Genomic DNA, 12,600 nt, shown 5'->3' with positions numbered 1-12,600 from the left:
CGGGTACAGGTTCGTCGGCCATACTGCCCGCCGTGGAGCAGCGCATAGATCCGAACACTCAGCCCGGATACGCCGCAGGGACAGACCCGGCGTTCATCCCCGGTCTCACGGCCCCCGTCACGGCCAGGAAACCGGACACGAGCCTGGAGCAGCCAGACCTGGAGGAGACAGAACCGGAACAGGCGGAGCAGGAAGAGCCGGAGCACGGACAGCCGGAGCCGGAAGCGGCGGAGGAGCGAGCGGCCGGCGACGCCGCTCCCGACAAGGACGCTTCCGACGACGGTGCCGGCGAGGCGGCGGCGGACGACGACAAGGAGGCGGCGGACGGTCCCTCGTTCGAGGTGAGCGACCGGCGCGGCTCGATCAGCGCGGACCGTGAGGGGGTCCGGTTCCGGCTGGACGACCAGGAAGCCGACTTCCGGTGGGACGAGATCGGCGCCGTCGAGGTGAAGCTGCCCCGGTTCGGCCGCCGGTTCACCGTCACTGTCCATATGTCGACCCGGCGGTGGTTCAACGCCGAGGTCGAGGCGCCGGCCAGGAGCAGCCTCAAGGGGTGGGCGGCGGAACTCGACGCGGTGCTGGACGCCTACTTCGAGGAGTCCTGACCTCGGCGGAGCGCTCCGGTGGGCGGGGCCGGCAGTCGCCCCGCCCACCGGCCTCGGCGCCTGCTGTGCGGGCCGCGGAGCGCGTCGAGGATGTGCGGCCAGGCGGCGGCCCCGAGCGCCGCGTCCGCCGCGGCCGAACCTCCGTACCGGAACTGCGCGGAGGCGGGCGCCGGGCCCTCGCCGGGCAGCCGCGGGCGGTGGCCGGCGCCCGGGCCGCCGACGACCCGTACGGGCAGGCCGGCCGCCCTGCGGCGGGTGGCCAGCTCCTCGGCATAGGGCAGTGCGGGCCACATCTCGTCGTCGCCGCCCGCGACCAGGACGAGATCCGCGCCGGACCTCTCCACCGGGATCCTCGCCGCGTCGACGTGCCCGGCGAACGTGCGCCGGCTCTGCTCGTACCAGCCGAGGATCGCGACCGGACCGTCCTCGGGCCGTGCGGGCGTCCAGGAGTCGTCGTACGGGACGAACGGCAGCGGTTCACCGCGCCAGGTCCACGAGGACCGGTAGGGCCGGGCCCGTCCGTCCTTCCCGGGCCCGACGTTCGCCCAGGTGAGCGACGTGGGGGAGAGGGCCACCACGGCGTCGACACCCGGCAGGAGCACGGACAGGTGCAGGGCCGCCTCCGCGCCCTTGGACGTACCGAGGACGCAGATCCGGCGTGCGCCGCCCGCGCGCAGCAGTGCGATCGCGGGCTCGAAGGTCTCCAGCGGGACCTCGCAGATGCCCGGCGGCTGTCCCGGGCCGCCGAACCAGCGGACCGACAGTGCCGCCATGCCCTCCCGGGCCAGAATCCGGCACCGTTCCTCCTCGATCCGCCCGCTGGACCCGGAGAGCACGAGCACCCCGACCTCCGGGTCGCCGGCCGGGCCGTGCGGGGGCCTGGCGAGAAACCCCTCGCGAACGCCCCGGTGCGGGGCTTCGTGAGGGGTTTCGCGAGCAGCCGCGCGAGCGCCTTCACCGGGATCGCCTTCACCGGGATCGCGGAGAACGCGCTCGACGATGTGCACCGGACGGTCAGGCGTCCGTGAGCACGACGGAACGGGTCAGGTGGCGCGGGCTGTCCGGGTCCAGACCGCGGGCGACGGCACGGGCGATCGCCAGCCGCTGCACGCGCACCAGGTCGGCCAGCGGGTCCAGGCCGCTGTCCACCCAGCGGGCGCCGGTCGCCAGCACCTGCTCCGCGAGCCCCTCGGGGGCGGTGCCGAACATCCAGGTCGCGGTGCCCTCGGTGGCGATGCTGATCGGACCGTGGCGGTACTCCATCGCGGGGTACGACTCGGTCCAGGACAGCGACGCCTCCTTCATCTTGAGCGCCGCCTCGTTGGCGAGCCCCGCCGTCCAGCCGCGGCCGAGGAAGGTGAACTGGGTGGACTCCACCAGGCCCTCGGGCAGCGGCTCGGCCAGCGCGGTCTCCGCGTCGCGTACCGCTTCCTCGGTGTGCAGACCGAGGTGGGCACGGAGCAGGGTGAAGGCGGTGGTGGCGAACCGGGTCTGCACGACGGACTGCTCGTCGGCGAATTCGAGCACGACGACATCGTCGGCCGCCGTCATCACCGGGGTGTTCGGGTCGGCGGTGATGGCGACGGTACGGGTGACGCCCCGGAGCCGTTCGAGCAGTTCCAGCACCTCGGTCGTGGTCCCGGAACGGGTGAGGGCCACGACCCGGTCGTAGCCCCGGCCGAACGGGAACTCCGAGGCGGCGAAGGCATCGGACTCGCCCTGACCGGACCCCTCACGGAGCGCGGCGTACGCCTGGGCCATGTAGAACGAGGTGCCGCAGCCGACGACCGCGATGCGCTCGCCGCCGGCGGGCAGCGCGGCCGACCGGGTCTCGGCCAGCTCGGCGGCGCGACGCCAGCACTCCGGCTGACTGGCTGTCTCGATCTCGACAAATGACACTTTTGCACTCCGTACTCGTAGTGGGATGCTCGTTTACGCACGTTATACGCGACCTGCGAGCATTATCAAGCATCTTGCGTGCAGATGGCTTGACTGGGCGGAGCCTTGTGCGACGCTTGCGCGTGTCCGGTGACCGTACCCAAGGGGATGGGTGCCCGAAGCCCGGGCTCGTGAGGAGAGTTGCCTTGTCCAGGGATGCCCGGTGGAACGCGCTGCTGGAACTCGTCGGCAAGAACGGCCGGGTGGACGTCGAGGACGCCGCCACGACGCTGGACGTCTCGGCCGCGACCATCCGCCGCGACCTGGACCAGCTCGCCGAGCAGCAGCTGCTCACCCGTACCCGCGGCGGCGCGGTGGCGCACGGCGTCAGCTACGAACTGGCCCTGCGCTACAAGACCGGCCGCCACGCCCCGGAGAAGCAGGCCATCGGCCGCGCGGTCTCCGAGCTGGTGGCGGTGGGCGAGGTGGTGGGGCTGACCGGCGGTACGACACTGACCGAGGTGGCCCGTTCGCTGGCGGTGCGCTCCGACGTCGTCGGTGACGGCGCGACCGGAATGGGCGGCCAGCCGACCCTGACCGTGGTCACCAACGCCCTCAACATCGCCAACGAGCTGGTGATCCGGCCGCAGATCAAGATCGTGGTGACCGGCGGAGTGGCCAGGCCCCAGTCGTACGAGCTGACGGGCCCGCTGGCCAGCGGGGTGCTGGGCGAGATCACGCTGGACGTCGCCGTGCTGGGCGTCAACGCCATCGACACCGAACGCGGCGCGTACGTCCATCACGAGGGCGAGGCCAGCATCAACCGCCTGCTCGCCCAGCAGGCCCAGCGCGTGGTCGTGGCCGCCGACTCCTCGAAGATCGGCAAGCGGGCCTTCGCCCGGGTCTGCGACCTGGCCCAGGTCGACTTCCTGGTCACCGACAAGGGGATCACCCCCGAGGCGACCGCCCGCTTCACGGAGGCCGGGGTCACGGTCATCGCGGTGTGAGCGCCGGCCGCCCGACGGCGGGGCGCCACCCCGGATGCGGGGCGGCGCCCCGCCGTTTCTTCGTGCCCGCTGCCTCTTTGCTTGCAACGAGACGACTCGATGTCGGTTGATGCTCGATAAGTCCGCGAAATGAACAACTCTTGCCACTTGCGTGCGCTGTCGTGAACTATGTGTGTGTCGCCGTGCAGGAGCATCGGCCGCACCCCCATCCCTGTACGAACCCGCCCGCACCACCAGTACAGCCAGCGAAAGGACCCCCGTGTCAGACCTGCGACTCGGCGTCATCGGGCTCGGCCTGCGCCGTTCCATCGCGACGTCCGCCCACCACCCCGGACAGGGTTCGGCGATCACCGCCGTCTGCGACCTCGACCCCGAGGTGCGGCAGCGCGAGGCCGAGCAGTTCGGTGCCGATGTCGCGGTCGAGGACTACAAGCTGCTCCTCGGCCGGGACGACCTCGACGCGATCATCGTCGCCACACCCGACGACACCCATGAGACCATCGCCATCGACGCGCTGCGGGCCGGCAAGGCCGTCTTCGTCGAGAAGCCGCTCGGGATCACCGTCGAGAGCTGCGACAACATCCTGCGGGCGGCTCACGAGACCGGCACCCGGCTGTACGTCGGGCACAACATGCGCCACATGGGCGTCGTGCGGCTGATGCGTGACATCATCGCGCGCGGCGACATCGGTGAGCCCAAGGCCGTGTGGGTGCGGCACTTCGTCGGATACGGCGGTGACTACTACTTCAAGGACTGGCACGCCGACCGGACCCGCACCACCGGTCTGCTGCTGCAGAAGGCCGCGCACGACATCGACGTACTGCACTGGCTGGCCGGCGGCTACACCCGACGCGTCAACGCGCTCGGCGACCTCCTCGTCTACGGTGACCTGCCGCGCCGCGAGGCGGACACCCCGCGCCCGGCGAACTGGCTGCGGGAATTCGACTGGCCGCCGACGGCCCGCAAGGACCTGCATCACGTCGTGGACGTCGAGGACGTCTCGGTGATGAACATGCAGCTCGACAACGGGGTCGTGGCCGCCTACCAGCAGTGCCACTTCACCCCCGACTACTGGCGGAACTACACCGTCATCGGCACCGAGGGCCGCCTGGAGAACTTCGGTGACGGGCCCGGCGACGAGGTCAAGGTCTGGAACACCGGACCCAGCGGATACCGCGCCGGGGCGGACATCACCTACCGGGTGCCGGAGGCCAACGGTTCCCACGGTGGCGGGGACAGCCGGATCATGGAGGAGTTCTGCCGGTTCGTGCGCGACGGGGGCGTCACCGACACCTCGCCGGTCGCCGCCCGGATGAGCGTCGCGGCCGGTGTGCTCGCGACCCGGTCCCTGCGCGAGGGAGGTGTGCCGTTCGAGGTGCCGGCCCTCGACCCCGAGCTGATCGCCTACTTCGAGGGCGGGCAGGTCCGGTAGCGCACGAATGGTGCGACTGGTTCGCAGCTGCGGAGACCTTCGGGGACGGTGCCTTCCGGTGCCGTCCCCGAAGGTCTCCGTACTACTGTTTTCGGCCATGCTCGGTGGGTAATCGGCTCATTCCGGTTTGGCGGCCGCCCGGTGGGCGTTCGGTGAGATGTGTGACATCGCCGAGTGAATTGGGCGGAATTGCAAGGAAGGTGACGGGTGGGGGTGAGGTGTGTCGGTCTCGCACGGTCACCGTGGGTGCGCCCCCAAAGGGGCTGGGCGTCGAATTCAAGCCAATGGGATCTCGTAGTGGCCGAGTTCGAACGCGTGGCCGGATCCCGGTCGGCATAATCGCGTCCATGTCGATCACGGGTGGAGACGTCGTTGACCTGGGGCTGGGCCTTTACGCATGGCTCCCGCCGAAACGGGGCTGGGGGCTGGCCAACTGCGGTCTGCTCGTCTCGCCCCGCGGCGCGCTCTGGATCGACACCCCGTACGACGCGGTGCTGGCCGGTCAGTTCCTGGCCGAGTCCACGAAGCGGCTGCCGGACGGTGTCCGGGTCGACCGGGTGATCGTCACCCATGCCAACGGGGACCACTTCTGGGGCGCGGGCGTACTCCCGGACGCGGAGATCATCGCGACCCGCGAGGCCCGTGAGCACATCCACTACGAGCCCACGCCCAAGCAGCAGCACGCCCTGGTCACCTCGGGCGATCCGGCCACCCCGCTCGGCGGCTACCTCGCACGCCACTTCGGCCCCTTCGACTGGTCGCAGACCGAGCCGGTGGTGCCGACCACCTACTTCACGGGCGAACTCGAACTGACCCTGGGGAAGTACCCCGTCCGGATCTCCGCGCTGCCGTCCGCGCACACCACCGGCGACCTGATGGTCCATCTGCCCGCCCAGGGCGCCGTGTTCACCGGGGACATCATCTTCTCCTCCACCCCGGAGCAGCCGGGCGACCACCCGGTGCACTGGGCGGGCCCGCTGAGCAACCTGATCTCGGCCTGCGAACGGGTGCTGGACACCGGCGCCGAGACCGTCGTCCCGGGACACGGCCCGATCCTCGACCGGGCCGGGGTGCGCGACCACATCGTGTACCTGGAGTACGTGCGCGAGCGCGCCCACGCCTTCCACGCGGCCGGGATTCCCGCCGTCGAGGCGGCCCGCCGGGTCATCGGCGAGGGCCGTTACCCGGAACTGGGGCTTCCGGAGCGGCTGGTGGTGACCATCGGCAGCGAGTACCGGCAGCTCGACGGCTCCGAACTGCCCGGCGTGCTCCAGGTGATGACCGAGGTCGCCGTGGTCGCTCAGGAATTGGAGCAGCCGGATGAGCCGGCCGGACCCGCGGAGCACTAGACGGAGCCGGCCGGGCCTGCGGAGCGCCTGCCGCCGCTTCGGCCGGAAGACCGATCCGACAACAGAAACGCGGTGACGGCATGGGATGGATAGTCGCGGTGATCGCCGCCGCCGCTGCCTTGGCGGCAGCGGTCCGCGCACAGAACGCGGCGCGCGCCGAACGCATCGCCGCGGCCCGCGCAGAGCTGGCCGAACGGCAGGCGAAGGCCGCCGAGGCCCGTACCGCGGCCCTCACCGAGGAGATCCGCCAGCTGGCCCGCGAGCGGATACCCGCCGCCGCGCTCGCCCTGTCCCACCCCACCGCCAAGGTCCCCGGACTACGGGAGGCCGCCGAGGTCGACGGCGGCTCCGCGCGGCTGCTCACCGAGGCGGTGCAGGCCGCCCGCACGGCCGTCGTCGAGGAGCGGGGCCGGGTCGACGCGGCCGCCCGCGCGGCGATGCGCGGCACCTCCGCCAAGATCCAGTCCCTGCTGAACCAGTCCCAGCAACTGCTGCACGAGCTCCAGCACGAGTACGACGACCCGCGCATCCTGCAACTGGACTTCCGCAACGAACTGGCGCTGCGACGCACCCAGGCCACCGCGGTGCTCTGCGACGCCTGGCCCGGCCTCGCCCGGCAGAACTCACCGCTCGTCGAGATCGTGCTCGGCGCCCAGTCCCGCGTCGCCGGCTACGAACGCGTCAAGGTCGCCAACCACCTGCGCGACGAACGGCTCGCCCTGGTCGCCCGCGCCGCCGAACCCCTCGCCATCGCCCTGGCCGAACTGCTGGCCAACGCCACCGCGTACTCGCACCCCGACACCGATGTCCAGGTCACCCTCCAGCAGAGCGGCGGCCGGGGCGCGTTCCTGGTGGTCGACGACGCGGGCATCGGCATGGACGACGACGCGCTCGACCGGGCGCGGGTCCTGCTCGCGGGCCCGCCCGAGGTCCTGCTGACCGAGCTGGGCGATCCGCCGCAGACCGGCTTCGCCGTCGTCGGCCGGCTGGTGCTGCAGTACGGCTTCAACTGCCACATCGAGGCCTCGCCGTTCGGCGGCATGCGCACGATCCTGCGCGTCCCCGCCCATCTGCTGACCGTGATGGAGGAAGACCGCAGCCTCTCCGCCCTCGCCCCGAAGCCGGTGCAGACCCACGCCGCGCCCACCGTTCCCGCCCCGACCGAGCAGGAGACCGCCCCCGTGCCGCAACCCGCCGGCGGTCAGGCACCCGCGCTGCCCAGCCGGCGCCGACGCGCACCACGGCCGGCCCCGGCCCGCGCCGCCTCCGCCGGTGCCGCCCCGGACCGCGAACAGGTGCCCCGTACACCCGAGCAGGCCGGGGCTTCCTGGGCGGCGCTCCAGCAGGGCACCCTCAACGGCAGGAGCCTCGCCGGACCGCCACCCGCACCGGCACCGGACGACCACGACCACCCGGACGACCGGGACGACCAAGGAGACGACCAGACGTGAGCGCCCCCACTTCCACCACCGGTGACCTCGCATGGGTGCTGACCCCGCTGCTGGAACTGCCCGGAGTCCAGCACGCCGTGGTCGCCACCGGCGACGGCCTCGTCGAGGGCGCCTCGCCCGGCCTGGACCGGGCCTCCGGCGAACGGGTCGCCGCCATGACCGCCACACTGCACGCCGCGGCACGCGCGTTCACCACGGCCTTCACCGACGTCGAGGCGCCCCGCCTGGCCCAGACGGTCGTCGAGTCCGACCAGGGCTTCGCCATCGTCGTACCGGCCGGGAACAACACCACGCTCGCCCTGTTCGCGGAACCCGGGGCCAAGCTCGGGGACATCGCGTACCAGATGCAGGTGCAGGTCACCGCCCTGACCCGGGCGATGAACGCCCCCGCCCGTCAGCCGGACACCGCCGCCCGGCCATGACCTCCGGCCCGGGGCGCCGTCTGATACCCGCCTATCTGGTCACCGGCGGCCGGACCCGGCCCGCCGGTCCCGCGCTCGACCGGCTCGACATCCTCGTGCGCGCCGACACCGAACTGCCCCCGGACACCGGCTCGGAGCAGCGCAGACTCTGCGAGCTGCTCGAACCGGGGGCGCTCACCGTCGTCGAATGCGCGGCCCACCTGGACCTGCCGGTCAGCGCCACCGTCTTCCTGGCCACGGACCTCGCGGCCGCCGGACATCTGCACACCCGACCGCCCGTCCCCAGCGCCGGGGAGATCGACCGGTCGCTCGTCGAGAGGCTGCTCGTTGGACTCCGCTCCCTCCACTGACCGCACCGGGATCGGCTATCTGCCGCCCGCCGCCCGGACCCTGATGAAGATCGTCGTCACGGGTCCTTTCGGCGTCGGCAAGACCACCCTGATCCGTACGCTGTCGGAGATCGCCACGCTCCACACCGAAGAGGCGATGACCCAGTCCAGCACCCGGCTCGACGACACCGCCGGACTGCCGGACAAGACCACGACCACGGTCGCCGTCGACTTCGGCCGGCTCACCGTCCTGGACGACCTGGTGCTCTACATGTTCGGCACCCCCGGCCAGCAGCGGTTCCTGCCGCTCTGGGAGGACATCGCGCGCGGTGCGCTCGGCGCACTCGTACTGGTCGACACCCGCAGGCTCGCCGACTCCTTCGCGGTCATGGACATGGTCGAGGAGCAGGGTCTGCCGTACGCGGTCGCGGTCAACCGTTTCCCCGACGCCCCCGCCCACACCGACGAGGTCCTGCGCAAACACCTCGACCTCGCCCCCGAGACCCCGCTGGTGCAGTGCGACGCCCGCGAACGCCGCGGCAGCATCGACGCGCTGATCGCGCTGGCCGAGCACGTACTCACCCGGATGCCCAGGCCCGAGGACCCGTCATGACACCGTTCGTACAGCCACCGGAACCCCTCGCCCTGTACGGCCCGGAATTCGCCGCCGACCCGCGCGACCACTACCGGCGGCTGCGCGAACACGGGCCCCTCGCGCCCGTCCGGCTCGCCCCCGGCATCGACGCCCTCCTGGTCACCGACTACCAGGCCGCCGTCGACCTGCTCCGCGACACCCACACCTTCACCAAGGATCCGCGTGCCTGGCAGGCCACCGTCCCCGACGACTCGCCGGTCCTGCCCATGCTCGGCTACCGGCCCACCGCGCTCTTCAGCGACGGCGACGTGCACGCCCGATACCGCGACGCCATCAACGACAGCCTCGCCCTGATCGAACCGCACGTCCTGCGAGCCGAGGTCACCCGGGTCGCGGGGCGCCTGATCGGCGAATTCGCCGCCACCGGCAACGCCGATCTCATCGCCCAGTACGCCCGACGGCTTCCGCTGCACGTCTTCGTCACCTGGTTCGGCGTGGAGCCGGGCGACGGCGAGCGCATCGTCAACGGCATCGCCGGAATGTTCAACTCCGCCGACAACGCCGCCACCGCGTACGCCGACCTCGTCGAGGTCGTCACCGAACTGGTCGCCGCCCGGCGCGCCCGGCCGCGCCGCGACCTCACCTCGTACCTCCTCGGCCACCCGGCCAATCTCGACAACGACGAGACTGTGCGTCAGATCACCCTGATCATGAGCGCGGGCCACGATCCGACGACCAATCTGATCGGCAACGCGCTGCTGCACATGCTCACCGACGCCCGCTACGCCGGTTCGCTGCACGGCGGCGCGATGACGGCCCACGAGGCGATCGACGAGGTCCTCTGGCAGGACCCGCCGCTGGCCAATCTCTCGGCCCACTACCCGCGGCACGACACGGAGTTCCACGGCGTGCGGCTGCGCGCGGGACAACTCCTCCTGGTCTCCTACGCCGCGGCCAACACCCGCCAGGCGCCCGGCCCTTCGGACTCCGCGGTCCGCTCCGGGGCCAGCGCCCACCTCGCCTGGTCCGCGGGCCCGCACCGCTGCCCGGCGAAGCAGCCGGCGCTGCTCATCGCCATGACCGCGATCGAGCAGCTCACCAGCCAGCTGTGCGATGCGGAACTGGCCGTTCCGGTCAGCGGGCTGAAGTGGCGTCCGGGCCCCTTCCACCGCGCGCTGGTCCGGCTTCCGGTACGGTTCACCCCCGTCGACATGAGTGCGGAAGCCCACCGGCACAGGACCGCCGGGGAAGCGGCGGACGGGCCGCGGGCGGTGTCGATCGGCCCTTGAACCGTGTCGGTGGTACGCCGAACGGGTGAGTGGCGAGAGAATTGCCCGATGAACAGCGAGCGCAGCCGGCGCAACGCCGACCGAAGCACAGACGGGGTGGTCCGGTGAGCAGGTACGACAGGTACGACGTCACGGACGAGCAGTGGGAGGGGCTTGCCCAGGTCGTACCTCTGCGCAGCCGCAACGAGTGGCCGTCCAGGGTGGATCACCGCACGGTTTCCGACGAGACCGAAGCGGCCGAGCAACGGCGACTGGTCGTGTTGCGGGTCCAGGTCTTCGCGGACGCACGGGAGGTGGCCGAATACCTGGTCGCGCAGATCCCGGTGCTGCTCGATCTGACCAGTGCCGAGACGGATGTGGCCAAACGCATCCTGGACTTCACCAGCGGGGTGGTCTTCGGCCTCGGCAGCGGAATGCACCGGGTCGACCGGAATGTCTTCCTGCTGTCCCCGGTCGGCATGGAGGTCGAGGGAGTCACGGCGGCGGGCCTTCCGGGTTCGTAGGGGGCCGCAGGGGCGGGCGGTGGCCGGGGGCGTGCGAGACGGTCGACGTACCCCGATCGTAGGAAGGTCGTTCAGGAGGAACGGTTCGCCTGTAGGTGGCGCGCATACCGTCCGCCCATGACTGCACTCCGTCCCGAGACCTTCCCGACGCCGTCCGCCCTCTCGACCGCGCCCGACAGCACGTCCCTTGCCGCACGCAGGCCGGTCCGCTCCGCCGGGCCCGTCGTCACCGAACTGCGACTGTCCGCCTTCGCCTCGCACCGGGGCGCCGCCTTTCCCGTCGGCCCGGTCACGCTCTTCGGCGGGCCGGGCGGCAGCGGGAAATCGAGCGCGTTACGGGCGTACGAGGCGCTGGCGCGGCTGGGCGGCGGAGACCCGCTGGACGAGGTGTTCCCGGATCCGGCGGCCTGCGTGCCGGAGGGGGCCGCGGCCGATGCACAGGGCCGCCGCGGCTTCCGGATCGGCTGTACGGCGGACGGCCCGGCCGGGCCGGTACGGCTCGACGTCGCCGTCCAGGCGGAGCCCACCCTCCGCATCGTCGGCGAACGGCTCACCGGCGGCGGCGAGACCCTGCTCACCACCGCGTTGCGCGACCCGGGGCGCGCCACGGTCCAGGCGGCCTGGCACACCGCGGGCGCGGTCCCGGTGACACGGGCACCGCTGCCGGACGACCGGCTCGGCACGGCCCTGCTGCCGCTGCGGGTCGCGGGCCGGACCGAGGGGCAGTTACGGGTCCTGGCCGCCGCCGAACAGATGGTGGTGGCCCTGCGGTCGGTCTTCGCGTGCGAACCGCGGCCGCAGCTGATGCGCGCCCCCGTGCCGGCCGGTGACGACCGGCTGCGGCGCGGCTGCGACAACCTCGCGGCGGTGCTGGAGCGTACGCACACGCAGTGCGTCCAGCGCCATGCCCGGCTGGTCGCCGCGGCGCACGCCGGGTGCGCGGGGACAGTGACCGCGCTGGGCGTCGAACGGCTCGGGGACGGATCGCTGCGGGCGATGCTCGGCCGTGGCGGGGGACGGGCCACCCCGGTCGACCGGCTCGGGGACGGCGAGCTGCGGTATCTCGCCCTCGCCCTGGTGCTGCTCACCGGTCAGGGGCTGCTGGCGATGGACGCGGCGGGGGAGGTACCTTCGGCCATGCAGACCCTCACCGTGCTGGCCGACGGACTCGACCGGGACCTGGACGGCCGGCAGTTGCGCGAACTGCTCGCCCTGGCCGTGTCGGTCGGGGCGGCCGGGCACCTCAGGCTGATCGGCACGGTCACGGAGCCCAGCGCTGAACGGGCCCGGGAGACGCCCGGGGTGACGGTGGTAGACCTGGGACCGTGACAGAACTCGATGTACAGACCTTGCAGCGACGGCTGGCCGCGTTCGCGGCCGCACGTGATTGGGAGCAGTACCACACCCCGAAGAACCTGGCGGCGGCGCTGAGCGTCGAGGCGTCCGAACTGGTCGAGATCTTCCAGTGGTTGACGCCGGAGCAGTCGGCGCGCGTGATGGAGCGGCCCGAGACGGCGCACAGGGTGGCGGACGAGGTCGCGGATGTCCTCGCGTACCTGCTCCAGTTCTGCGAGGTGTTGGGCATCGACGCGCTCTCCGCGCTGTCGGAGAAGATCGACCGGAACGAGTCCCGATTCCCCGTGCCGGAGCGCCAGGAGTCCACAGAAACGGGTGACCGTCACTCTTCGGAGTGATCAACTTGCCCACAATCGATTTAGTGTCCACAGATTTCCGAATTCC

General features: G+C 71.8%; 14 protein-coding genes. 12 read left to right on the top strand and 2 right to left on the bottom strand.

Translation table 11 applies throughout. The features are described 5' to 3' along the window. Positions 1-32 precede the first annotated feature (32 nt). On the top strand, positions 33-605 hold the full coding sequence (locus tag ACFVH0_RS12625) for a hypothetical protein (RefSeq protein ID WP_385819549.1): 573 nt from the start codon (positions 33-35) through the stop codon (positions 603-605). Here the strand turns inward: ACFVH0_RS12625 and ACFVH0_RS12620 are convergent. Together ACFVH0_RS12620 and ACFVH0_RS12615 are read right to left on the bottom strand one after the other, a co-directional pair. Continuing rightward, positions 587-1,447 (bottom strand): acyl-CoA thioester hydrolase/BAAT C-terminal domain-containing protein, encoded by an 861-nt coding sequence (locus ACFVH0_RS12620; protein ID WP_385819548.1) that lies wholly within the window; start codon positions 1,445-1,447, stop codon positions 587-589. The genes ACFVH0_RS12625 and ACFVH0_RS12620 overlap by 19 nt on opposite strands. Before the next feature lie 172 nt (positions 1,448-1,619). Then, the gene (locus ACFVH0_RS12615; protein WP_385819547.1) at positions 1,620-2,504 is read right to left on the bottom strand and encodes an SIS domain-containing protein; all 885 of its coding nucleotides are present in this window, start codon (positions 2,502-2,504) and stop codon (positions 1,620-1,622) included. A 185-nt stretch (positions 2,505-2,689) separates the two neighbouring features. Here ACFVH0_RS12615 and ACFVH0_RS12610 point away from each other — a divergent pair, with 185 nt between their 5' ends. The 11 genes from ACFVH0_RS12610 to ACFVH0_RS12560 all read left to right on the top strand — a co-directional run bounded on the left by ACFVH0_RS12610 (position 2,690) and on the right by ACFVH0_RS12560 (position 12,554). Then, positions 2,690-3,490 (top strand): DeoR/GlpR family DNA-binding transcription regulator, encoded by an 801-nt coding sequence (locus ACFVH0_RS12610; protein ID WP_385819546.1) that lies wholly within the window; start codon positions 2,690-2,692, stop codon positions 3,488-3,490. Between the two features lie 259 nt (positions 3,491-3,749). Beyond that, the gene (locus tag ACFVH0_RS12605; RefSeq protein WP_385819545.1) at positions 3,750-4,922 is read left to right on the top strand and encodes a Gfo/Idh/MocA family protein; all 1,173 of its coding nucleotides are present in this window, start codon (positions 3,750-3,752) and stop codon (positions 4,920-4,922) included. Between the two features lie 347 nt (positions 4,923-5,269). Next, entirely contained in the window at positions 5,270-6,271 is a 1,002-nt protein-coding gene (locus tag ACFVH0_RS12600) for an MBL fold metallo-hydrolase (protein ID WP_385819544.1), read from the top strand. A gap of 80 nt (positions 6,272-6,351) precedes the next feature. After that, positions 6,352-7,722 (top strand): ATP-binding protein, encoded by a 1,371-nt coding sequence (locus ACFVH0_RS12595; protein ID WP_385819543.1) that lies wholly within the window; start codon positions 6,352-6,354, stop codon positions 7,720-7,722. Further along, positions 7,719-8,144, top strand: coding sequence for a roadblock/LC7 domain-containing protein (locus tag ACFVH0_RS12590; RefSeq protein WP_385819542.1), 426 nt, complete (start codon positions 7,719-7,721; stop codon positions 8,142-8,144). Before ACFVH0_RS12595 ends, ACFVH0_RS12590 begins: the two co-directional genes overlap by 4 nt. Continuing rightward, the gene (locus tag ACFVH0_RS12585) at positions 8,141-8,494 is read left to right on the top strand and encodes a DUF742 domain-containing protein (RefSeq protein WP_360933071.1); all 354 of its coding nucleotides are present in this window, start codon (positions 8,141-8,143) and stop codon (positions 8,492-8,494) included. Before ACFVH0_RS12590 ends, ACFVH0_RS12585 begins: the two co-directional genes overlap by 4 nt. Then, on the top strand, positions 8,472-9,086 hold the full coding sequence (locus tag ACFVH0_RS12580; protein ID WP_385819541.1) for an ATP/GTP-binding protein: 615 nt from the start codon (positions 8,472-8,474) through the stop codon (positions 9,084-9,086). The genes ACFVH0_RS12585 and ACFVH0_RS12580 overlap by 23 nt, the downstream gene beginning before the upstream one ends. After that, complete coding sequence (locus tag ACFVH0_RS12575) at positions 9,083-10,357, top strand: cytochrome P450 (RefSeq protein WP_385819540.1); 1,275 nt, start codon at positions 9,083-9,085, stop codon at positions 10,355-10,357. The genes ACFVH0_RS12580 and ACFVH0_RS12575 overlap by 4 nt, the downstream gene beginning before the upstream one ends. A 104-nt stretch (positions 10,358-10,461) precedes the next feature. Further along, complete coding sequence (locus ACFVH0_RS12570; RefSeq protein WP_385819539.1) at positions 10,462-10,860, top strand: cell division protein SepF; 399 nt, start codon at positions 10,462-10,464, stop codon at positions 10,858-10,860. A 117-nt stretch (positions 10,861-10,977) separates the two neighbouring features. Next, entirely contained in the window at positions 10,978-12,189 is a 1,212-nt protein-coding gene (locus ACFVH0_RS12565; protein WP_385819538.1) for an ATP-binding protein, read from the top strand. Then, positions 12,186-12,554: a nucleotide pyrophosphohydrolase gene (locus ACFVH0_RS12560; RefSeq protein ID WP_385819537.1), complete on the top strand. Its 369-nt coding sequence runs from the start codon at positions 12,186-12,188 to the stop codon at positions 12,552-12,554. Before ACFVH0_RS12565 ends, ACFVH0_RS12560 begins: the two co-directional genes overlap by 4 nt. Positions 12,555-12,600: the final 46 nt, after the last annotated feature.

It is taken from the genome of Streptomyces sp. NPDC127117 (genome assembly GCF_042677325.1).
In the GTDB taxonomy this organism is placed as follows: Bacteria; Actinomycetota; Actinomycetes; order Streptomycetales; family Streptomycetaceae; genus Streptomyces.
Note: the sequence above shows the minus strand (reverse complement) of the source record. Positions and strands in the feature narration are given on the sequence as shown.

Excerpts from the sequence above, each read along its gene's own strand:
- ACFVH0_RS12575 (WP_385819540.1), top strand. The coding sequence starts at position 9,083 with ATGACACCGTTCGTACAGCCACCGGAACCCCTCGCCCTGTACGGCCCG.
- ACFVH0_RS12595 (WP_385819543.1), top strand. The coding sequence starts at position 6,352 with ATGGGATGGATAGTCGCGGTGATCGCCGCCGCCGCTGCCTTGGCGGCA.
- ACFVH0_RS12600 (WP_385819544.1), top strand. The coding sequence starts at position 5,270 with ATGTCGATCACGGGTGGAGACGTCGTTGACCTGGGGCTGGGCCTTTAC.
- ACFVH0_RS12565 (WP_385819538.1), top strand. The coding sequence starts at position 10,978 with ATGACTGCACTCCGTCCCGAGACCTTCCCGACGCCGTCCGCCCTCTCG.
- ACFVH0_RS12585 (WP_360933071.1), top strand. The coding sequence starts at position 8,141 with ATGACCTCCGGCCCGGGGCGCCGTCTGATACCCGCCTATCTGGTCACC.